We start from the raw sequence: 19,693 nt of genomic DNA on the forward strand, positions 1-19,693 counted from the left end.
GAATAACCATGGTAAAGAAATTAGAAAAATTAAAGAAAAATTATATGAATACATCGATACCTTCAGAACTGGAAGAAAAAATGATGGACACGTTTGGAAAATATAAAAAGAAAAAACGAATTTCTTACAGTATGCTATCATTTGCTGCAGCATTATTGTTATTCGCTGCAACAGTTAATGTCAGTCCAGCAGCGGCCAGCGCATTAGCAGATATCCCAGTTGTTGGGAAAGTGGTGCAAGTAATCACAATAAAAGAGTGGAATGAACAAGATGGGAATGCGAATATAGCCATCAAAACACCAGGAGTAAAAGATTTAGAAAATCAATCATTGGCAAACAGCTTAAATGAGAAATATTTAGAAGAAAATGAAGCATTATATAAAAAGTTTAAAGAAGAAACAGCAAAAGACAACGGGCATTATTCAGTGGAAAGCGGCTATGAAGTGAAAACAGATGATGCGCAGCTATTATCTCTTGGCCGCTATACAGTAGAAACGCAAGCATCTGCTGCGGAAAGCATTAAATATGACACGATTGATAAAAAAAATGAAACATTCATTACCTTGCCAAGCCTCTTTAAAAATAATGCTTATGTGGATGTGATTAGCACCTATATTACAAGTGAAATGAAAGAAAAAATGAAAGACGAATCGGTTAGCTATTTTATAAAAGATCAAGAAAACCCAGATGGATTTGAAAAAATAAATGCCAGTCAAAATTTCTATATTAATAAAGAACACAAGCTCGTTATTTCCTTTAATGAATACGAAGTAGCAGCAGGTTATATGGGAGTAGTTGAATTCGAAATCCCAACCGCTGTCATTAAAGACCAATTAGTAAGTGATGCGTATATTAAATAATGTGCAAAGAGAATGCTTTTAAAGGGCATTCTCTTTTCTTAAGATTGATGGATAGTTTCCTTTTTGAACATGCGCTTATATGATAATTCGTGCTAGTAGATTTTCATTTCTAAAATGCAGGTTTTCATTATCAGCTAACGTGTAGCTTGGCCGAATTGATTTTGTAGTTTGCCAGTTATCATAGGCTTTCCTACGAATTTCTTCGTTATAATGAGGGCAAAATGCCCCTTTTAAGAAACCTAATCCTTCAAATTCTTCAAATGCTCCATCATGACGTTCACTGAAACAAGTTTCAAACCAACACATTGCACCTGCACTTATGCCGGCCAATAGCGTTCCTTTTTCATAGGCTTCCTTTAAAACCTTATCAAAATTTGTCTCACGCCATTTAGATAGCATAAATTGGGTATTTCCACCTCCTACATAAATAACATCTTGTTGTGTTGCGAAGTCCTTAGCATTCTCTTTTAGAAAATCCCTTTGAGTTAAGTGACTTGCCTTAGAATGAGAAAAGCGCAAGTGCCTTGAACAGCTCTGAAGAAAAATGTTCACATGCCTCAAAAAGTGCTTTTTACTTTTAGAGACATGGGGTTATTTTTCACAAGAGCTAGGCGCTAGAGCTAGACAATGAGAAAAAGCTTGATAAAAATTATGAATGTAATCTCGAGAATCGTTACTTGCTGTCGCAATAAAACATATTTTTAATAAGCTGGCAGATTTTATTTGATTAACGATATATTCATCAATAAAGGATGGTATTATGTTAGAAAATCCACCTCCAGAGATAGCAATTATATTACGTTGCATCTAGCAATCACCTCTCCTGACATGATAGTCGCTTTATATTCCAACAGATAACAATAGAACTAATGAAAAACCGCACCAATTACATATCCAAGATAAGCAAGGAGAATCCCGAGACTATACGTGATTATAGTATAAAATAGGAATTTTCTTTGCTCCTTATTTATATAAAATTTTGTCATCTCTAGCTTCAAAGTAGAGAAGGTGGTGAAGGCTCCCATAAATCCAGTTCCAATTAAAAGAATGATCATGGGATCTGCTTTTGCTCCATTAATAATTCCTAAAAGAAAAGCCCCTGCCAAATTGACGGTTAATGTTCCCCATGGGGTTGCCGACGGGGATTTCTTATTTAGTTTTTTGCTAATAGAATAACGGGCAATTGACCCAAAAAATCCACCAATTCCAACGAGGAAAATATGCCATATACTTATCATGGTTGCTTCCCCCCTGCAACTCTAGCAAATCCTAATTTGCTCATAAATAATCCTCCACAAATGCTCACAAAAACATAAATAAGTCCTAATAGTAGGTGCCCATTTTGAAATAACCTAATCGTTTCAATACTCAATGTCGAGAACGTAGTAAAAGCGCCAATAAATCCGGTTCCAATTGCAGTTGCAAACTCTGGTGAAAAAGAAGTTCTCTTAAACAAGCCATTTGTTAACCAAGACAATAAAAAGCTGCCAATGAGATTAATACATAAAGTAGCAAAAGGGAACGCACTATCGGTAAAAAAGGTGACGCCAATTACATATCTTAAAATGGCTCCAAGTGTTCCTGCAATGCCGACAAAAAAATAAATCATATTATTTTTCCTCCTGTGAAAACGAAAATGACTCCTCTCAGATACATACCTGCAAAGAGTCGATAAAGATGAACTCCTATTTTAGTATGCAGCGAATAATGTCATATAGTTGGTTGTTCAAGCATTTCCTGCTAACGTTTATCCTGTTACCCAAACATCGTACATCCTATCAAAATAACAAATGGAAGACAGAAGGCGAAACCTGTTTGTGACCATTTATAGTCCTTTTTTCGAGATAGTAAAATACGATCTGTTATAAAAAATAAAAGAGCTGCACCAAGACTGAGAAAGAATAATACGAAACCAAAAGTAAGATGCAACAGACCGGAGATAATAATCCCGACCATTCTGTTATCTGTTTTCCGTGCTAGAAATTCTCCAATCTTATCACTAATAATCGATGTAATAATACCATATGTAAAAATGGCAGGAATAGTATACAACATATAAAGAGATATGGCTGTGATAATTTCAAAAAAATAATTTCTTTGCTCCGTTCCAAATGAATTAGGAAAAATGCAGCTGAATAAAATCGTAAATAATGTAGTAGAAATAGAGGCGCTAATTAGTTTTCTTTGTAGAATAAGAACCCCTCCTCCTTACGTCTTATTTTAATTATAGCAAAAAAACACACTTTATTGATATTAAACAAATTTTTATAATGTTTATGAAGATACCGACAAAAAGTAAAAATGTTTGGTTATTCATTGACCATGACGCATAAATAGAATAGTATATACTGTGTGGAACGACATTAATTGAAAACGTTTGTTTATATATAAACGAAAGCTTGGAGTGTTTAGGAAATGGAACTTTCGGAATTTTTTTGGAATGCGACAATCGATGAATTAAAACGAGGTTATATAGAACAAGAACATCAATACGTTTGCCTGCTTTGTGGAAAAACGGTGGAGAAAGGAATTATCTATCCACATAATAATGTGCTGTATGAAGCAGAACGATATATGCAGATTTATATACAAGAAACACATCATTCTGTTTTTGCCTATTTAATTGGTTTAGATAAAAAGCTTACTGGTTTAACGGAGCACCAGAATAATCTGCTTCAGCTTTTTTATCAAGGGAAAAGTGATGCGGAGGTAAAACAGGAGCTGAATATAGGAAGTGCCTCGACCATTCGCCATCATCGATTTGTGTTAAAAGAAAAAGAGCGGCAGGCAAAAACTTTTTTAGCATTAATGGAACTGTTAAAAGAAAAGGATCAGCATGCACCTGCATTTATCCCTGTTCATAAACAGGCAAAAATGGTCGATGAGCGGTACAACATAACAGAAGAAGAACAGCAAAAGGCTGCGGATAAATATTTTTCAAAAGGAAAGCTGACGAAATTTCCATTAAAGGAAAAACAAAAGCTCATCGTGCTTCGAGAAATAACGAACCGGTTGAAATCGGATAAAGAATATACGGAAAACGAACTAAATGAAGTATTAAATGCCATTTATGTTGATCATGTATTAATCCGAAGATATTTAATTGAATATGGATTTGTAGATCGCAAAGCAGATGGCAGCAGCTATTGGCTAAAAAAATAACAGAAGCAGGTGAGGAAAAATGGATCGTAAAAAAGAACTGAAACAGCTTTATAAGGAAACACCGATTGAAGCAGGGATATACAAAATTCAAAACCAAAAAAACGGGAAAATTTTTATTGGAAGCACAAGAAATACGAAAACATTAAATGGCGTCAAATTTATGCTGAATAATGGTGGTCATACAAATAGAGAACTTGCCAACGAATGGAAACAATTTGGAGAACAAGCCTTTACAATAGAAATAATCGAAATCCTGAAGAAGAAAAATGACCCATATTTTAACGAAAAAGAAGAACTGCAGAAATTAGAAGAAAAGTGGCTAGAAGAATTTCAACCATTTGGGGATAAAGGGTATAACTGAAGCATTCATAGCAAAAACAGCGTTGTAACTTTCTTTCGCTTTGTTTTGAAATATAAATAAAAGAAAGCTGTTTGCTGGTTAGACATCAAACAGCTTTTTTTAATAGATAGTAGCATCTATTACATATCTTGTTTCTTTCTGCCTTTTTTTCTCTTGTTCTATTCAACTAATTTCGTCAGTTCAAAGTAATCAGTATGGAGTTCTAAATAGATTTGATTTTCATTTTTTTGAAAAACAATTGCTTTCCCTTCAAATTTCTTTTCTTCCTTCCATCCTTCCTCTGCGATTTTCTCAAAATAGGCAGTAGGATGAATTTCTCCATTATCTGTAGTTTCCTTTCCGATTCCAATAAGTTCGTATTTTTGATAGACGGACTTATCTTTTTTGGCATCTCCTCGTTGTTCCTTCGCATTGGCAGGAATAGGGAAGTCTGATTGGAGACGGGAATAAGTGAAATCTTCTTTTTCATTATATGTATTCGCACAGCCAACGAGTAAAAGGAATAAAACAACTAGACAAACAAACTTTTTCTTCAAATCTCAACCTCCATTTATGTTAATAGAGATAATATTGGATACTTACGAGTAGAATACCTTTGTTTTGGGTATAAAAGGAATTTTTGTGGGGAGGAGCGGTGTCGATTTCTGTAGAAAAATCGATAAACTAGTTAAAAAAGAAGATAAATCTCAAAAAAAGAAGATAAACTGATAGAAAAAGAAGAAAAGCCAAGTAATATGTTATTTTCTCTACTATTTTACTAACTAATCAATCCAAAGCAGGATAGCACGAAGAAATGGAGAATAGATTTAGTAGAGAATAGAGGAAAAAGGGGAGATATACATGTTTACAACACCAAAAAAAGAAGAATACCCAGTTTATTATGAAAACTATATAAATCTAGTAAAAGAGGGCTGTGTGATGGATCAGCTTGTGAAGCAGATGGACGAAACGGCTTCTCTTTTTCTAAATATAACGGATGCACAAGCCGATTATCGATATGCTGAAGGAAAATGGTCGGTAAAAGAAGTGATTGGGCATATTACCGAAACAGAGCGGGTTATGCAATACCGGGCATTACGAATAGCAAGGGGCGATCAAACCTCGCTTGCTGGGTACGATGATGAAGAATACGTAAAGGAAGCCATATTTTCCGCTCGCTCGATGGAAGATTTAATAGAGGAATATAAAGCTGTCAGACTATCGACGATCGCTCTCCTAAAAGGGTTGCCAGAAGGGACTCCAGCACGAATAGGCTACGCCAATAACGGCGAAGTATCTGCAAACGCTATTGCCTATATTATTGCAGGACATGAATTGCATCATTTGAAAATTTTGAAAGAACGTTATTTTCTTTTACAATAATAGAGGTGTTCTCTTATGAAAATCGAAGAAATCTACGGTGATTTGCCTACTTTAGAAACAGAGCGGCTTATTCTCCGCAAATTAACACCAGCCGATTTAGAAGATATGTATGTATATGGCTCCAATCCAGATGTAACCAAATATGTTACATGGGATACCCACCAAACAGTATCCGATACCAATGGATTTTTGCAATTCATCTTAAGTCAATACGAAAAAAAGCAGATCGCTCCATGGGGAATGGAGTATAAAGAGAACAGCCGAATAATTGGCACCATCGACTTTGTTTGGTGGCATCCGGACCAGTATAGAGCAGAAATCGGCTATGCCCTTTCTCAAGAATACTGGGGAAAAGGCATTATGACCGAAGCGGCAAAAGAAGTAGTGCAATTCGGCTTCGAAAAAATGGGTTTAACCCGTATTCAAGCGAAGTGTTTTACAGAAAATACCGGTTCAGCGCGAGTGATGGAAAAGGCAGGAATGACATTCGAAGGAATCATGCGAAAAGGCATATTTGTAAAAGGGGAGTCTCTTGATTTAAAAGTGTATTCTGTTTTGAAGGAAGAATTTTTAGCAAAATAGGTGAGAGCTTAGGTGAACAATAATGATTAAAGAAGTCTGTGTAGAGAATTTTACAGTGGTTCCTGAAGCGATTGCACGAGGGGCAGACCGTATTGAGCTTTGTGATAACCTTTTGTTAGGTGGTACAACCGTGAGCCATGGGGTCGCTTTGAAAACAATCAACTATTGTAAAATCAAACAAGTAAAGATCATGACGATAATTAGGCCAAGAGGTGGAAATTTTATCTATACGCAGGATGAGTTGGAAATTATGCAGCATGATATTATCCATTTCAAAAAGCTGGGGACAGACGGAGTGGTGCTTGGCTGCTTAACAGAGGAAGGGTGGATAGATGAAGATGCTATGCTTTTTCTTCTAGAGGCAGGAAAAGGATTGGATTTTACATTCCATATGGCATTTGATGAAATTCATCCTAACGATCAGTTAAAAGCGATTGATTGGCTGGTCCAGCATGGGGTGAAGCGAATCTTAACACATGGAGGGCAGATGCATTCTCTTATTGAAGACAACTTGATACGGCTGCAGGAATATATCGATTATGCGGCAGACAGAATCATCATTCTCCCTGGCGGTGGAATCACAGATAAGAATGTGAATAAAATAGCAGCGGAATTAGCGGTTAGCGAAGCTCATGGCACAAAAATAGTAGGGGATCTCTAGAGATGTCCTACTATTTTTTTAAAATGTTTATTCATCCAACTCTCGAAATGTCTTCCTGCTAAGTTCAATAAAGAATTGCAAGTGAGGAGAAATCTTTTTATCTTTATGCCAGGAAATACTCGTATAAATAGAAGACAGGGTATCCTCCCAGTTTAATTCTTTTAAAAGGCCAAGCTGCATTTCTTTTTCTACGGTCATCGAAGGGAGGATGGCAATCCCAAGTCCCGCTATCACACATTGCTTAATCGCCTCAATGCTGACAAACTCCAATTTAGCTGGTGGGAAGCAGCCTGAGCGAAGGAGGGTATCTTCAAATACAGTCCGATAAGAACAGCCAGATTCGGTAAGCAGCAATGTTTCCATTTTTAGGTCCTTGGAGGAAACACTGGCTTGAGCAACTAATGGATGATCAGCAGAAGCAACAAGCTTCATTTTTTCCTGAATAAGTATGTCCGTATGTATCTGTATGTTTGGTTTTAAGCTATCCGTAATAAAAGCGATATCCAATTCCCCTTTGGTCAACTGCTCCCTTGCTGTCGCATCGGAATTGGCTGGTTTGAAAATAAGTTTTATGTGAGGATACTCTTGTTTAAATGCTTTTAAAATAGCAGGCAGTCGATATGTGCATTGGCTTTCCTGTGCACCAATAATAAGTGTTCCTGTTTCTTCGTTGTTGCCGGCAATTTGGCTATGTGCTGCCTCTGTTAACCGCAGCATTTCATCTACATATTTTTTATATTGACGGCCGGCTTCAGTTAACGCCAAACGTTTGCCAAGGCGCTCAAATAAAGGCATCCCTAATTCTGTTTCAAGATTTTTAATTTGTGCAGTTACACTTGATTGAGCAAAGTTTAGCTGCTTGGCAGTAATCGTGAAATTTAATGTTTCCGCCGCTATTTTAAACGTTTTTAATTGTTTAATTTCCATTCAGTTCAGCTCCTAAATCGCCTATATCGATTGATTCGATAGAAATATTCATCTTTTTTGATCGATAAAATGATTATATGATAAAAAGGTGAAAAGAATAGAGGCTAGTTTTATAGGGGAATTATGGGGTGGACGGACGATGAACGGATGAGGAAATTTTTATAAGAAAGTTTGGAGAAACGCGGAAATACCGGGGAGGAACGTGGAATTAAAGGGAGGAACGCGGAATTATCAGGAGAAGCGCGGAATTATTGGGAGAAGCGCGGAATTATTGGGAGGAGCGCGGAATTATCAGGAGGAACGCGGAATTAAAGGGAGGAACGCGGAATTATTGGGAGAAGCGCGGAATTACCGGGAGGAACGCGGAATTATGTGGAGGAACGCGGAATTACCGGGAGGAACGCGGAATTACCGGGAGAAACGCGGAATTACCGGGAGGAACGCGGAATTACCGGGAGAAGCGCGGAATTATGTGGAGGAACGCGGAATTACCGGGAGGAACGCGGAATTATGTGGAGGAACGCGGAATTACCGGGAGAAACGCGGAATTATTGTGAGGAACGCGGAATTACCGGGAGAAGCGCGGAATTACCGGGAGAAACGCGGAAATACCGGGGAGGAACGCGGAATTACCGGGAGGAACGCGGAATTATCGAGAGAAGCGCGGAATTACCGGGAGGAGCGCGGAATTATCGAGAGAAGCGCGGAATTATCGGGAGGAACGCGGAATTATGTGGAGGAACGCGGAATTACGGGGAGAAGCGCGGAATTATCAGGAGGAACGCGGAATTATCGGGAGAAGCGCGGAATTACCGGGAGGAACGCGGAATTACCGGGATTTGAGAACATAAAATGACAAAAGCAAAGGAGCATCTGCAATGAAGGCACTTGTATTTGATGAATTTGGCAGTAAAGATGTTTTATATAGTAAAGAAGTGGCAGATCCGGTATTAAAACCGGATGTAATACTTCTGCGCATGAAAGCAATCGGTCTTAATTTTGCTGATATTTATAGGAGAAATGGAAACTATCATTTAGAAGGGAATCCGCCGTTTATTTTAGGATATGAAGGGGCTGGTATCGTAGAAAAGGTCGGTGAAAAGGTGATCGGCATAAAAGTAGGTGACAGAATAGCATTTGCTGATGTGCCATATGCCAATGCCGAACTGGTGGCGGTGCCCAGTGAAAAATCTATTCCGATTCCAAATGAACTATCATATGAACAGGCCGCCTCCCTTTTGCTGCAGGGATTAACCGCACAGTATCTTGCAGCAGACAGCTATTCCATTAAACCAGGAGATACCGTTCTTGTTCATTCTGCTGCAGGAGGCGTCGGTCAACTGCTTATACAAATCGCTAAGCTAAAAGGAGCGGAAGTGATCGCCATTACTTCAACAGATGAAAAGGCGCAAGCAGCAAAAAAGGCAGGAGCAGATACCGTTCTTTTTTATAAAAATAATTGGGTAGAACAAGTCAAAGAAGCAACAGATGGCATGGGGGCAGATGTTGCCTATGATGCTGTTGGAAGTACGTTAAATCAAAGTTTTGCCTCAGTTAAAACGGGGGGAAGCGTCGTATTTTACGGGATGGCAGGAGGAGAACCACCGCTAATCGACCCACGGATGTTAATGGATACGTCCAAAACATTAACAGGAGGAGATCTTTGGAATGTGCTGCAAACGAAAGAGGATCGCTTAGAACGATCGAAACAATTATTCGATTGGGTAAAACAAGGACAGCTTCGGATCCAAGCACCGACAATCTTCCCTTTAAGCAAAGGGGCAGATGCTCACGAATTATTGGAGAGCAGAAAAAGCATGGGGAAAATCCTGTTGATTCCTTGAAACGATGTATACGCTGCAATCCAAACACCGGATTGCAGCATTTTTCACTATATTAACATTCCACATAAAATGGCTGAAATTTCTCTTCCAAGCAATATTCAATGCGCTGCCGGAAATTTTTCCATGTTACCATTTTAAGCGCCTTGTCTAATGGAAAGTAGCCAACTTCGAGGCTTTCTGAACTTGTTGTTGGTGTTCCTCCAATCGGTTTTCCAAAAAATAAAGTATTGCATACAGACTTCTCCACGTTTTGAAACACACCGCAAAAGCGAATAACTTCAATATCTATGCCCGATTCTTCTTTTGTTTCTCTAATGGCGGCGTCCCTTAATGATTCGCCTTCTTCCACCTGACCACCAGGCATTTCCCATCCCCGCCTCGGTCCTTTAATTAATAATAATTCCTTCTTCTCATTTAAAATAATCGTTGCTGCTGAGATAATATGTTTTGGCGGCTGCATATTCCTTCTCCTTTTTCTAATTTGTCTTTATATAAACTATTCACTTGTAAAAGGAAAAATCCTTCCAATATGAAGGGGCTGCAAACTTATTTGAAAAAATGGATTTTTTATGAGAAAAAGGCTGATTTCTTCATGTAAAATAGAATATGAAAGAATCTTTTTCCATTATTACACGTATGAATAAACAGCAGATAAGGGAGGTGAGAAATTTGGGGAAAACAACAAAAGTGATGACAGGAATTATTTCGACTGCATTTATGATTAATTTGGCAGCCTGCAATTCCAATTCAGATGATGAGTATACAAGCAGCCAATCACAAAATATTCCCGATCCACCAAAAGATTCTAATTGTTCACAATGGGAATGGGATGAAGATGATGGCGGCTGGGAGTGTGAGGATCGCTCTTCTCATTATTATGGACATTATTTTTATGGAGGACGTTATTATAATTCTAAATCAGCACTGTATAAAAGCAGCAATTATACAAAGCCTTCCTCTTCTAATAAAAATTCTTCCGTAAATTCGGGAAGTTCAAGCGAACCGAATAAATCAGTAAAAAGAAGCTCCGGTTTTGGCAGCGGCTCAAAAAGTTATGGAGGATAATCCCTCTTAATTATAGAAAGGAAAGGGAGAATAAACATGAACTTATATATAAATTTTGCATCCTATTTAGGTGTAGCGTTGCTGTTGCTGATTGTTGGCATACTGTTATTTATGTTTAGCACACCAAAATTGAAAGAAATGAAACTGATTGCCGAAAAAAATGTCAGTGCCGCATTAGTGCTTGGCGGAAAAGTAATCGGACTTGCGATTGTGCTCGGTTCGGCAGCAGAATATTCCGTATCCTTATTGGATATGGCCATATGGGGATTCATTGGCATTATCGCTCAAATCATTGTGTTTATTTTAGCAGAATTGATTACGATTCGTTTTAGCATTCATCAAGCAATTGAAGAAGATAATCGGGCAGTTGGCACGATCCTATTATCACTTTCACTTGCGATTGGTTTAATAGTAGCAAAATGTTTATCATATTAGTAAGCGCATGGCGTCTTGCCATCGACGTACGGACTTTAAGGGCTTCGACTGAAATAATGAGTAATAGCGAAATTGATGTTAACTTATCGCAGGGAGAAGACCCAGAGCCAGACACTCAACTAAGTTGAAAATGTTATCTTTCTTATTTTATTAAAAGGGGAGAATAATGAAAAAACTAACCTATTTTATCGATAAAGGAAATGAAGATTATCAGCCGTTTTACGAATATGAAATCCCGGCAGTAGGCATTGATGAATTGTATGCCCGCCAGCTTTGCACCTATTTTATTATGAGAGGCCAGCAGTATGAATTGATTTCCAATGAAATGGCAGAAGACGAAGATATTCTTGTGCTGAAGGATATCGGCAGAAATTCAGCTGTATTAGATGAAAAGAACTATCGTGGCAAAGGATTAAATATAGAAATTCGCAGGCATAGTGAAGCGGAGAATTACCGGCTTGTTTCAGTTATTCCATGCCATGCCCATTTTGATATTATCCGTTACCTGCTTAAAGACATTGTTGATATCCCGAAAATGGGGCAAAAAGTGGTCATGTCTTCTGAAATCGATGAAGATCGAAGTGTATATGTCCTGTATGTGAAGGATATTGGGGAGGATGCATAGTGTTGTCTAATTATCATCATAAAAGAAAAGCATTCTACAGCCAATTTGATTCATTCTGGGCAGATCTTTATAACGAAGAATACGCCCTTTATGACACGGCATTAATAAATAAGCAGAACTTACAAAAACTGCAGATTGCCAGCACAAGAATTGGCAGTATTTTTTTCAAGGTAAGCAAGCTGCTGCGGGAGGTACCTGATCAGACGTTGGTGGAAATGGGATTCCCGAAAGAAACAATCGCTTTTCTTCGTTTAAAAAAGATGGCTACTGAAAGTGTTATTTCCCGCCTTGATTTGATTCCTGCCGGCACTGGGTATAAATGCATTGAAATAAACAGCGATACGCCAACATTTATTAAAGAACTTTTTTATATGAATGGCAAGGTGTGCAAAGCGTTTGCAGTTAAAAATCCGAATGAAAATAGTGATCTATTATTAAGCAGAGAAATTCGCATGGTGATGAATGAGCTTAGCCAAAAACACGCCAATCAAGATCCTTATATTGTTTTTACCGCTCATGAAGATAATATCGAGGACAGGGAAACAGTCCTTTATTTGCAAAAATTAGCTGGCGGAAATTCGAAGTTTATTCCCCTTCACAAGCTGCAAATCGAAAAAGGGGTCGGTCTTTTTGATGAAGAGGGAGAACGAATACATATTTTGTACCGACAAACCTTTCCAATTGAAAATTTAATAAGCGATGAAGACGGAGCTGGCAATAAAATTGGCTTATGGCTTTTAGAATTAGTAGAAAAGGGAAAACTGGATATCATCAATCCCCCATCTGCTTTTTTATTGCAGAACAAAGCGGTACAGGCAGTAATTTGGGGATTGCATATCGAAAATCATGCTTTTTTTACAAAAGAAGAGCATGAATGGATTGAAGCCTACTTCCTGCCAACCTTTTTAGAACCGGATTATTTTCTTCAATTAGGCTTGCCATTTGTGAAAAAACCGGCATTCGGCAGAGAAGGAGATACCGTGGAAATTTATAATAAGCACGGAAAGCTGGCATATGCGGACAAGGAAAAATCATATACGAACTACCTTCCCGTATATCAGTTATATATGAAGCATCCTCATGCGACCTTTTCCAGTGAAAAAGGAACACAAGAAGGCAAGCTGCTGATTGGGAGTTTTCTTGTGAATGGAAAAGCGGCTGCTGTAGGCTATCGCATTGGCGGCACGATAACGAATAATCTTTCCTATTATTTGCCGATGGGGTTGGAAGAATAAATGAATGGAGGAATATTGCGATGGAACTTGCAGAATTAACGAGTCCGACTGTTGCTTGGCAAGAACGAATGGAAGAAGGCGATGATCTTTTCACAGAGGAGAATGTGGAAGCAGCCACTGAAGTGCTGGATGCATTTATCCAAGATCTGCAACAAGCAGGAGAAAATGCAACAGATAAAAGCATTATAGCTTGTGTAAAAAAAGTAGTGCTTCGGTTAAATGAAATTAATGAAACATTTGAATACTTCATCGAAACAATGGAAAGAGAAGAATTATGTGAGTTTATTATCGAAGCCGCAAGCATTATGGGGTTGGAGTGGGAAGAAGATATAACCGAAGAATGGCGCGAATGGTAAAGCTTGACCATCGCGGCTTTTTTTTGTAAAAAGATGCGCGTAAAAAAACGAGCAATATTTGTAGGGAAAGCCTTATCATAAGAGAGTCAAACGCTAATTGTTCTAAATGAAAAGGCTACCAATTTCGTATTCGCTTATTTTGAAGGGTATATCCCTTATTTTTCTATGGTTATCTTCTTTTTTTTCGATTTATCTTTTATTTTCCCATGTTTATCTTCTTTTTTTCCTAGTTTCTCGATTATTCGACAAAAATCGATCTTTTTCCCCCGTAAAATCTTATGTATGCTTCAAACGCTCAATCAGTTCTGCAAGCTTCACTAATCCAATTTCCAGCTGCTTTTCTGTTGCATAAGAATAAGAGATTCGCAGATGCTGTTTGCTGTTTCGATTATACATATGACCAGGATTCAGCAAAATGCCCTCTTGTCTTGCCACTTCGAATAAGGCACTCATGGAAATAGTGGGGAGAATGGAAAGCCAGATATAAAAACCTCCCTTTGGAATGGTCCAAATTGCCTTTTCTTTAAAATGCTTCTCCAATAAATCTAAGGTTATATCTCTTCGTCTTTTTAACTCTCGTCGTAAATTTTCGGTGTATTTTTCATAAAAACCATTGGACAACCATTCCGCCACGATAAATTGAGATAAGGTACTCGAACCATAATCTGTTTGCATTTTAATATCGGCAAGTCTTTCGATGACAGATTCGGGACCTGTAATAAAACCGATTCGTAATCCTGGTCCAAGTACTTTGGACATGCTGCCAATGTATAAAACCGTGCCGCATTTATCCAGTTCCTTTAAAGTTGGCGGAGGAGGTGCATCAAACCATAAATCGCCATATACATCATCTTCTATGATTGGAATTCCCTCTTTTGCAGCAATCGCCAACAACTCATGCCGCCGCTCCAAAGGTAGAATAGAGCCAGTTGGATTTTGAAAAGTAGGATTTGTATATAATAAGTCGGTCTGATGAAGTCTCTTTAAACGAGTAATGGAGTCAATCAGCATTCCATCCTTATCCATTGGAATATCTAATAGATTTATGCCAGCAGATTGAAAAACCTGAATTGAATGCAAATACGAAGCTGTATCATGCAATACAGTCGATCCTGTCGGCAATAATCCTATCGAAATAAGCTGCAATGCTTGGATTCCGCCTGAAACAACAAGAATGGAAGAAGGCGAAACGCGAATCCCCTTCTTTTCTAAATAGTGGCACAAGACTTTTCTTAAGCGTAGATCTCCTTTTGGTTCAGGGTAGCTTAAAGAAAGTCTAGCTTCTGTTTGCTGCTGAAAAGTAGTCTGTACCATTTTAGAAGGAAGCAATTCTGATGCTAGCTCTCCAGTGCCAAGACGAATAATATTTGGTATAAATTCGTCTCTATTAATCTCTTGAATAGTTGGGAGATTAGGCTGATGGATCCCTGACTGTACATATGTTTTCCAATCAGGGGGCTGCTCGGCAGATAGTAGACTCCATGAGTTATTAAGCACAATTGTGCCCCTCCCCACCTTTGATTGAAGAAAACCGTCTGCTGTCAATTCATCCAATGCAGAAACAATCGTGCTTCTGTTCACTTGAAACATGGCTGCCAGTTTCCTTTGTGCCGGTAATTTAAAGCCAACTGTCCATTCGCCATAAATAATTTTATTTTTTATATAATTATAGATTTGTTGATAAAGGGGAGTGGAAGATTGTTTATCCAGCATCCATTCTTCTGTATGCTTCATCTTGTTTTTCCCTCCGCTTTTTTTTCATTATAACGTATTGGTTGGGAAGGATGCCATCCAATTGGCTGGAGACAAAAAGCTTCCTTATCTTTACACTGTTTTTAGAAGAGGAGGACAAAGGATGCTGCAAACAGGCATTCATGCATTTATTCTAGCGTTAGGGCTGATTTTGCCCTTAGGTGTACAGAACTTATTTATCTTTAATCAAGGAGTAACACAGCATAAATTTAAACGAGCATTGCCTGCTATCATTACCGCGTCCATTTGCGATACAATCTTAATCACGTTGGCTGTGCTTGGGGTATCTGTTTTTTTAGTAAAAATAGTTTGGGTGAAAACGATATTACTGTTGCTTGGCATTTGTTTTTTACTGTATATGGGGTATGGAATATGGAATAGTAAGCCAACAATCAGTAAAGAAAGAGCAGAAACTGCTACGCCGAAAAAACAGATAGTATTTGCTATATCCGTTTCCTTGTTAAATCCACACGCCATTTTGGATACGATTGGTGTAATCGGAACAAGCTCCTTGCTTTATGAAGGGATGGAAAAATACATATTTACAGCAGTCTGTATTTTCGTATCATGGCTTTGGTTCCTTAGCCTTGCTATTATGGGAAAAATAACAGGAATCGCAGATAAAAGCGGGAAACTGCTCGTAATTTTGAATAAAGCCTCCGCAATCATGATGTGGGGAATGGCGATAATGATGGCCAAATCTCTTTAAAAAGAAGAACCTGCTCACTTCTCCTTTTCCCCCTAATGTACCAATTTTTCGACAAATTTGACTCTCTTTCCCTATGTTTAAACTTCACCCATTTGTGATAAAACGATAAATAGAGGAAAAAGGAGGACGTAGATGAAAAAATTAACAGCGGTTATTATTTTCATTCTTTTATTTGTGGGCATAACAGCTTGCACTACAACGAATAAAACCAAATCAGACTCTTCAAAAGAGCATATTCATACAAGTACAGAGGATGTTCCAGATGGTTTAATGGAAGCGGCAAATCCAAAGTATATGGATGGCAGTAGTGTCAGCATTAAAGCAAATCATATGAAAGGCATGAAGGGAGCCAAAGGAACCGTCTTGAGCTCATACAATACGACCGTATATATGGTATCCTATACTCCAACAACTGGTGGAGAAAAGGTTAGAAACCATAAATGGGTTGTCCAAGAGGAAATGAAAAATGCTGGAAAGACCGAACTGGCATCTGGAACAAAAGTAACGCTTGAAGCGGATCATATGGCAGGCATGAAAGGTGCAACTGCAAAAATAGAATCAGCGGAAAAGGCGACGGTTTATATGGTTGATTACACACCAACAACTGGCGGGAAAAAAGTCACCAATCATAAATGGCTGACAGAAAACGAATTAAAAGCAGAATAAGCGTGGGAAAATGCTGCAAAAGCGGTGACAACTTAAGGTCTAAATTTGTCACCGTTTTGCAGTTATTTTTATAAAACGACTAGTCTATTTTTCAAAATAAGGACATATAGATAAAAATAATGATGGTCTGTTTAGAGCAAGGCTAAGGAGATAAACTTCTTTTTATTTCCTTTTATAAATCGTAATTGTTACAATTTAGATAAAGCTGTAACGATTTTTTTTGAAAGATAAGAAAGTATAAAATTTTTCAACTTAGATTAATGTCTAGCTCCAGCGCCTAGCCCCTGTGAAAGATAACCTCCTGCCTCTAAAAGTAAAAAGCACTTTTGGAGTCAGGAGAACATTTTTCTTCGGGGCTTACCAAGGCGCTTGCGCTTTTCTTATTAGAAATATACCATTCGAAACAGTTATTAGAAGGGAGAGTATTATTGTATGAAAGTTCCAGTATATGTTATCAGCGGTTTTTTAGGAAGTGGAAAAACAACGATTCTATTAAATTTATTAAAAGAATGCGAAAAAAATAACCAGCGCCCAGGTATTATTTTAAATGAATTAGGGGAAATAAATGTCGAGAGTCATATGTTTAAAGACCAAAATATTCAAGAACTGTTAAATGGCTGTATCTGCTGCTCTATTCAAGATGATTTGAAGGAGACATTAGATTATTTCGCCAATGAAGCGAAAGAAAATAACATAGATGTATTATTTATTGAAGGCACTGGTGTGGCAAACCCTATTGAAATAGAAGAAGTATTATTAAACAACAAATACTTAGAGATTTTTCAATTACAATCGATGATCAGCTTAGTGGATGCGAGTAATTACTTAGAATATCAAAGCATCTTTTCCAGTACAGCAGAGGTAAGGAAACTGCTGCAAGAGCAAATTTCAAGTGCTACCTTTGTGCTATTAAATAAAGCGGATCTAGTAAAAGAAAAAACATTGAGTAAAATAGAAAATAAAGTAAAAGACCAGGTAAGACCATTAGTACCAGTTATTCAGACAACATTCGGCGAAGTTTCGATGCAGGAGCTTCTCAAAAAAAGGTATACGGTCGTCCAGCTTGAAACCGCAGAAAATTCTACTGATGGGAAAGGCAATGGGCATTCGCATGACCACCATCACGAACATAAGCATAACCATAACCATTCTACTATTAATGCACTAAAAATAGACAATCCGCCCGAAGTTAATCGGGGAAAACTAGAAAAATGGCTAAAAAAAATGCCAGCAAATGTACTATTAAGAGGAAAGGGGATTATTTCATTAGAGAATAACAAAGGACTATACACCTTTCAATTTTCATCAGGAAAATTAGCGATGAAAAAACTGTTGGAAGAAGAAGCTAGTAATCAGCCAACTATTATCTTAATTGGTAATTCTCTGAATAGGGATGAAATTCTGGAAAGCTTTAATCGCAACTTTGTGAAAACAAAACGATTATTAAATAGAAGATAGGCTTCTAAGAACAGGGGGAAACTTCCTCCTGTTCTTTTTTATAGAGATAGATTTCTCCATTGGTGAATAATCCTCCCTCCTTAAGGGAATAGAACAGCAAAACATTAAAAAGGGGGGACTACTAATTTGGTATATGGAATGATTATTTTAAAGCTTGTTATTGGATTGATTGCGCTTATCATTGTAATGCGTTTGCTTGGAAAGAAGGAAATGTCAGAAGTTACACCATTTGATTTTATTTATACGTTAATACTAGGCGGCATTTTAGAAGAATCTCTCTATGATGAAAAAATATCGATTTTACATATTTTATGTGCCATCGCAGTGTGGGGACTGCTAATTTATATAGTAGAAATTCTTGTCCAAAAAATAGATACAGTGAAAAAACCGTTAAAAGGGGAACCAGCAGAGCTTGTTGAGAATGGAAAGCCGAATATCAATGAATTAAAGAAAAATCATATTGAAATGGAACAGCTCCGATCCATGCTTCGAGAAAAAGATATTTTTTCCCTAAAGGATGCTAACTATGTGCTATTGGAAACAAACGGCATGATCAGTGCCATAAAAAATCCAGACACAGACTCACCAACTCCATCGATTATGGTAATGGATGAAGGATTAATGAAAGAACATGGACTGAAAAAAATAGGCAAATCAAAAGCATGGCTGCAAGAACAGCTTATGAAACGAAATGTGAAAGCAAAAGAAGTATTCTATGCAGAATGGTCAGAGCAACACGGTTTTTATTTGATTTGTTATTAATGATTTTGAGAGAGGAAGAGGATTTTCCTCTTTTTCGTGTTAGTGGAAGGGGGATAATATTCTGCTAGACGCAGCTCTTATTGTATTTAGTTTAGGAAATCGAACTTATTATAAATAGAAATTATATCCCTTTTTCATGTTATAATGGAAAAAGGAGGGAATGTATGTTTGTTAAATTTTTATTATTCTTCGCAATACTATTAGTCATTTCATTTGTAATGGAAAAATATTTGAAAAAGAAATTCTCTATTCCAAAGAGAGATACCTTTATTTATCATCGCTTAAATAACATACAACGCTGGGGAGAAAGAATTATCTTTATTTTGTTTGTTATTACTTTATGGGTATTTATCGACCATAGCCTTATTGTTCTTATCATTTACGTTCTGCTATTTCATCTTTATCGAGGTTTTATGGAATGGAAGTATAATCGAGAAGGAAAACAATATATTTTGACTATCGCATTTATTGTTTTATATCTAATAATGATAAGTCTATTATTTTTTGTTTATCAAACATAGGGAAATACCGATGGGTTTTCTCTCGCAAATAAATGATAACGCTTTATCTATCGTGTGCAACGATACACTGTTAACCTGAATGGTCAGCATAAAATAGCTGCTTTTAAATAGGAATATCTCTACCCAGTTATAAAAGGATGCTATTTACGTTTCCATACTAATTATTCTCGATTATTTGACAGAAATCGACAATAACTGCCCCCTCTCTCTTTTTACAAAATGATATAATAGAAGCAGGATGCAAATGCCTCCTTAACAATATCTGTTATTAAATAACTATGTTGTAAAAATACGTTAAAGTATCTAACAATTTATTACCAAATCACGAAAAAAGATGATAGAATAGATGT

General features: G+C 37.3%; 27 protein-coding genes. 18 read left to right on the forward strand and 9 right to left on the reverse strand.

Annotated features, from left to right (window positions below):
• Window positions 1-8 precede the first annotated feature (8 nt).
• The gene (rsiV, locus tag AC5LWL_RS02725; protein WP_493432888.1) at window positions 9-860 is read left to right on the forward strand and encodes an anti-sigma-V factor RsiV; all 852 of its coding nucleotides are present in this window, start codon (window positions 9-11) and stop codon (window positions 858-860) included.
• Window positions 861-935: 75 nt separating this feature from the next.
• On the opposite strand, the gene AC5LWL_RS02730 is transcribed toward rsiV, so the two are convergent.
• From AC5LWL_RS02730 to AC5LWL_RS02750, 5 genes are all read right to left on the reverse strand, one after another.
• Window positions 936-1,412, reverse strand: coding sequence for a Type 1 glutamine amidotransferase-like domain-containing protein (locus AC5LWL_RS02730; protein ID WP_493432889.1), 477 nt, complete (start codon window positions 1,410-1,412; stop codon window positions 936-938).
• 39 nt (window positions 1,413-1,451) lie between these two features.
• Complete coding sequence (locus AC5LWL_RS02735; RefSeq protein WP_493432890.1) at window positions 1,452-1,667, reverse strand: hypothetical protein; 216 nt, start codon at window positions 1,665-1,667, stop codon at window positions 1,452-1,454.
• A gap of 59 nt (window positions 1,668-1,726) precedes the next feature.
• Window positions 1,727-2,098 carry a fluoride efflux transporter CrcB gene (gene crcB, locus AC5LWL_RS02740; RefSeq protein WP_493432891.1) on the reverse strand — a complete coding sequence of 124 codons (372 nt, stop codon included), beginning with the start codon at window positions 2,096-2,098 and terminating at the stop codon, window positions 1,727-1,729.
• Complete coding sequence (gene crcB / locus AC5LWL_RS02745; protein ID WP_493432892.1) at window positions 2,095-2,469, reverse strand: fluoride efflux transporter CrcB; 375 nt, start codon at window positions 2,467-2,469, stop codon at window positions 2,095-2,097. Before crcB (AC5LWL_RS02745) ends, crcB (AC5LWL_RS02740) begins: the two co-directional genes overlap by 4 nt.
• A 146-nt stretch (window positions 2,470-2,615) precedes the next feature.
• A complete protein-coding gene (locus AC5LWL_RS02750) occupies window positions 2,616-2,915 on the reverse strand; it encodes a hypothetical protein (protein ID WP_493432893.1) in 300 nt (99 codons plus the stop codon).
• A gap of 360 nt (window positions 2,916-3,275) precedes the next feature.
• Between AC5LWL_RS02750 and AC5LWL_RS02755 the strand changes: the two genes are divergently transcribed.
• Entirely contained in the window at window positions 3,276-4,022 is a 747-nt protein-coding gene (locus AC5LWL_RS02755; RefSeq protein WP_493432894.1) for a DUF2087 domain-containing protein, read from the forward strand.
• Between the two features lie 19 nt (window positions 4,023-4,041).
• Complete coding sequence (locus AC5LWL_RS02760; protein ID WP_493432895.1) at window positions 4,042-4,383, forward strand: GIY-YIG nuclease family protein; 342 nt, start codon at window positions 4,042-4,044, stop codon at window positions 4,381-4,383.
• A 158-nt stretch (window positions 4,384-4,541) separates the two neighbouring features.
• On the opposite strand, the gene AC5LWL_RS02765 is transcribed toward AC5LWL_RS02760, so the two are convergent.
• Window positions 4,542-4,919, reverse strand: a complete 378-nt coding sequence (locus AC5LWL_RS02765) for a hypothetical protein (protein ID WP_493432896.1) — start codon at window positions 4,917-4,919, stop codon at window positions 4,542-4,544.
• Between the two features lie 304 nt (window positions 4,920-5,223).
• Here AC5LWL_RS02765 and AC5LWL_RS02770 point away from each other — a divergent pair, with 304 nt between their 5' ends.
• Genes AC5LWL_RS02770 through AC5LWL_RS02780 form a run of 3 tightly spaced genes read left to right on the forward strand, consistent with a single transcriptional unit; the run spans window position 5,224 to window position 6,988 of the window.
• The gene (locus AC5LWL_RS02770; protein ID WP_493432897.1) at window positions 5,224-5,745 is read left to right on the forward strand and encodes a DinB family protein; all 522 of its coding nucleotides are present in this window, start codon (window positions 5,224-5,226) and stop codon (window positions 5,743-5,745) included.
• A 15-nt stretch (window positions 5,746-5,760) separates the two neighbouring features.
• A complete protein-coding gene (locus AC5LWL_RS02775) occupies window positions 5,761-6,327 on the forward strand; it encodes a GNAT family N-acetyltransferase (RefSeq protein ID WP_493432898.1) in 567 nt (188 codons plus the stop codon).
• A gap of 19 nt (window positions 6,328-6,346) precedes the next feature.
• Entirely contained in the window at window positions 6,347-6,988 is a 642-nt protein-coding gene (locus AC5LWL_RS02780; RefSeq protein WP_493436520.1) for a copper homeostasis protein CutC, read from the forward strand.
• Window positions 6,989-7,015: 27 nt separating this feature from the next.
• On the opposite strand, the gene AC5LWL_RS02785 is transcribed toward AC5LWL_RS02780, so the two are convergent.
• Complete coding sequence (locus tag AC5LWL_RS02785) at window positions 7,016-7,915, reverse strand: LysR family transcriptional regulator (protein WP_493432899.1); 900 nt, start codon at window positions 7,913-7,915, stop codon at window positions 7,016-7,018.
• 202 nt (window positions 7,916-8,117) lie between these two features.
• Here AC5LWL_RS02785 and AC5LWL_RS02790 point away from each other — a divergent pair, with 202 nt between their 5' ends.
• Window positions 8,118-8,771, forward strand: coding sequence for a hypothetical protein (locus tag AC5LWL_RS02790; RefSeq protein WP_493432900.1), 654 nt, complete (start codon window positions 8,118-8,120; stop codon window positions 8,769-8,771).
• 22 nt (window positions 8,772-8,793) lie between these two features.
• A complete protein-coding gene (locus AC5LWL_RS02795) occupies window positions 8,794-9,759 on the forward strand; it encodes a quinone oxidoreductase family protein (protein ID WP_493432901.1) in 966 nt (321 codons plus the stop codon).
• A 52-nt stretch (window positions 9,760-9,811) separates the two neighbouring features.
• Here AC5LWL_RS02795 and AC5LWL_RS02800 read toward each other — a convergent pair whose 3' ends face one another.
• Window positions 9,812-10,219 carry an NUDIX hydrolase gene (locus tag AC5LWL_RS02800; protein ID WP_493432902.1) on the reverse strand — a complete coding sequence of 136 codons (408 nt, stop codon included), beginning with the start codon at window positions 10,217-10,219 and terminating at the stop codon, window positions 9,812-9,814.
• A 200-nt stretch (window positions 10,220-10,419) separates the two neighbouring features.
• Here AC5LWL_RS02800 and AC5LWL_RS02805 point away from each other — a divergent pair, with 200 nt between their 5' ends.
• The 5 genes from AC5LWL_RS02805 to AC5LWL_RS02825 all read left to right on the forward strand — a co-directional run bounded on the left by AC5LWL_RS02805 (window position 10,420) and on the right by AC5LWL_RS02825 (window position 13,475).
• A complete protein-coding gene (locus tag AC5LWL_RS02805; protein ID WP_493436521.1) occupies window positions 10,420-10,824 on the forward strand; it encodes an aminotransferase yhxA in 405 nt (134 codons plus the stop codon).
• A gap of 36 nt (window positions 10,825-10,860) precedes the next feature.
• A complete protein-coding gene (locus AC5LWL_RS02810) occupies window positions 10,861-11,259 on the forward strand; it encodes a DUF350 domain-containing protein (protein ID WP_493432903.1) in 399 nt (132 codons plus the stop codon).
• A 166-nt stretch (window positions 11,260-11,425) separates the two neighbouring features.
• On the forward strand, window positions 11,426-11,884 hold the full coding sequence (locus AC5LWL_RS02815; protein WP_493432904.1) for an RNA helicase: 459 nt from the start codon (window positions 11,426-11,428) through the stop codon (window positions 11,882-11,884).
• Complete coding sequence (locus AC5LWL_RS02820; RefSeq protein ID WP_493432905.1) at window positions 11,884-13,119, forward strand: glutathionylspermidine synthase family protein; 1,236 nt, start codon at window positions 11,884-11,886, stop codon at window positions 13,117-13,119. Before AC5LWL_RS02815 ends, AC5LWL_RS02820 begins: the two co-directional genes overlap by 1 nt.
• 20 nt (window positions 13,120-13,139) lie before the next feature.
• The gene (locus AC5LWL_RS02825; protein WP_493432906.1) at window positions 13,140-13,475 is read left to right on the forward strand and encodes a hypothetical protein; all 336 of its coding nucleotides are present in this window, start codon (window positions 13,140-13,142) and stop codon (window positions 13,473-13,475) included.
• A gap of 276 nt (window positions 13,476-13,751) precedes the next feature.
• Here the strand turns inward: AC5LWL_RS02825 and pdxR are convergent, their stop codons facing one another.
• The gene (gene pdxR, locus AC5LWL_RS02830) at window positions 13,752-15,209 is read right to left on the reverse strand and encodes a MocR-like pyridoxine biosynthesis transcription factor PdxR (RefSeq protein WP_493432907.1); all 1,458 of its coding nucleotides are present in this window, start codon (window positions 15,207-15,209) and stop codon (window positions 13,752-13,754) included.
• 121 nt (window positions 15,210-15,330) lie between these two features.
• Here pdxR and AC5LWL_RS02835 point away from each other — a divergent pair, with 121 nt between their 5' ends.
• From AC5LWL_RS02835 to AC5LWL_RS02855, 5 genes are all read left to right on the forward strand, one after another.
• Window positions 15,331-15,936, forward strand: a complete 606-nt coding sequence (locus AC5LWL_RS02835) for a LysE/ArgO family amino acid transporter (RefSeq protein ID WP_493436522.1) — start codon at window positions 15,331-15,333, stop codon at window positions 15,934-15,936.
• A gap of 132 nt (window positions 15,937-16,068) precedes the next feature.
• Window positions 16,069-16,602, forward strand: coding sequence for a YdhK family protein (locus tag AC5LWL_RS02840; RefSeq protein WP_493432908.1), 534 nt, complete (start codon window positions 16,069-16,071; stop codon window positions 16,600-16,602).
• Between the two features lie 432 nt (window positions 16,603-17,034).
• Window positions 17,035-18,060: a CobW family GTP-binding protein gene (locus AC5LWL_RS02845; RefSeq protein WP_493432909.1), complete on the forward strand. Its 1,026-nt coding sequence runs from the start codon at window positions 17,035-17,037 to the stop codon at window positions 18,058-18,060.
• Window positions 18,061-18,186: 126 nt separating this feature from the next.
• Window positions 18,187-18,822: a DUF421 domain-containing protein gene (locus AC5LWL_RS02850; RefSeq protein ID WP_493432910.1), complete on the forward strand. Its 636-nt coding sequence runs from the start codon at window positions 18,187-18,189 to the stop codon at window positions 18,820-18,822.
• A gap of 164 nt (window positions 18,823-18,986) precedes the next feature.
• Entirely contained in the window at window positions 18,987-19,343 is a 357-nt protein-coding gene (locus tag AC5LWL_RS02855) for a DUF4181 domain-containing protein (protein WP_493432911.1), read from the forward strand.
• Window positions 19,344-19,693: the final 350 nt, after the last annotated feature.

It is taken from the genome of Niallia sp. WK069_GA_01 (assembly GCF_983173855.1).

What these genes read in the sequence shown, in the direction of transcription:
- AC5LWL_RS02795 (WP_493432901.1), top strand. Translation starts at nt 8,794, where the DNA reads ATGAAGGCACTTGTATTTGATGAATTTGGCAGTAAAGATGTTTTATAT.
- AC5LWL_RS02735 (WP_493432890.1), bottom strand. Translation starts at nt 1,667, where the DNA reads ATGCAACGTAATATAATTGCTATCTCTGGAGGTGGATTTTCTAACATA.
- AC5LWL_RS02845 (WP_493432909.1), top strand. Translation starts at nt 17,035, where the DNA reads ATGAAAGTTCCAGTATATGTTATCAGCGGTTTTTTAGGAAGTGGAAAA.
- AC5LWL_RS02800 (WP_493432902.1), bottom strand. Translation starts at nt 10,219, where the DNA reads ATGCAGCCGCCAAAACATATTATCTCAGCAGCAACGATTATTTTAAAT.
- AC5LWL_RS02840 (WP_493432908.1), top strand. Translation starts at nt 16,069, where the DNA reads ATGAAAAAATTAACAGCGGTTATTATTTTCATTCTTTTATTTGTGGGC.
- AC5LWL_RS02855 (WP_493432911.1), top strand. Translation starts at nt 18,987, where the DNA reads ATGTTTGTTAAATTTTTATTATTCTTCGCAATACTATTAGTCATTTCA.
- AC5LWL_RS02785 (WP_493432899.1), bottom strand. Translation starts at nt 7,915, where the DNA reads ATGGAAATTAAACAATTAAAAACGTTTAAAATAGCGGCGGAAACATTA.
- AC5LWL_RS02750 (WP_493432893.1), bottom strand. Translation starts at nt 2,915, where the DNA reads ATGTTGTATACTATTCCTGCCATTTTTACATATGGTATTATTACATCG.
- AC5LWL_RS02760 (WP_493432895.1), top strand. Translation starts at nt 4,042, where the DNA reads ATGGATCGTAAAAAAGAACTGAAACAGCTTTATAAGGAAACACCGATT.
- AC5LWL_RS02770 (WP_493432897.1), top strand. Translation starts at nt 5,224, where the DNA reads ATGTTTACAACACCAAAAAAAGAAGAATACCCAGTTTATTATGAAAAC.
- AC5LWL_RS02815 (WP_493432904.1), top strand. Translation starts at nt 11,426, where the DNA reads ATGAAAAAACTAACCTATTTTATCGATAAAGGAAATGAAGATTATCAG.
- AC5LWL_RS02810 (WP_493432903.1), top strand. Translation starts at nt 10,861, where the DNA reads ATGAACTTATATATAAATTTTGCATCCTATTTAGGTGTAGCGTTGCTG.
- pdxR (WP_493432907.1), bottom strand. Translation starts at nt 15,209, where the DNA reads ATGAAGCATACAGAAGAATGGATGCTGGATAAACAATCTTCCACTCCC.
- crcB (WP_493432892.1), bottom strand. Translation starts at nt 2,469, where the DNA reads ATGATTTATTTTTTTGTCGGCATTGCAGGAACACTTGGAGCCATTTTA.
- AC5LWL_RS02775 (WP_493432898.1), top strand. Translation starts at nt 5,761, where the DNA reads ATGAAAATCGAAGAAATCTACGGTGATTTGCCTACTTTAGAAACAGAG.
- AC5LWL_RS02755 (WP_493432894.1), top strand. Translation starts at nt 3,276, where the DNA reads ATGGAACTTTCGGAATTTTTTTGGAATGCGACAATCGATGAATTAAAA.
- AC5LWL_RS02835 (WP_493436522.1), top strand. Translation starts at nt 15,331, where the DNA reads ATGCTGCAAACAGGCATTCATGCATTTATTCTAGCGTTAGGGCTGATT.
- AC5LWL_RS02825 (WP_493432906.1), top strand. Translation starts at nt 13,140, where the DNA reads ATGGAACTTGCAGAATTAACGAGTCCGACTGTTGCTTGGCAAGAACGA.
- crcB (WP_493432891.1), bottom strand. Translation starts at nt 2,098, where the DNA reads ATGATAAGTATATGGCATATTTTCCTCGTTGGAATTGGTGGATTTTTT.
- rsiV (WP_493432888.1), top strand. Translation starts at nt 9, where the DNA reads ATGGTAAAGAAATTAGAAAAATTAAAGAAAAATTATATGAATACATCG.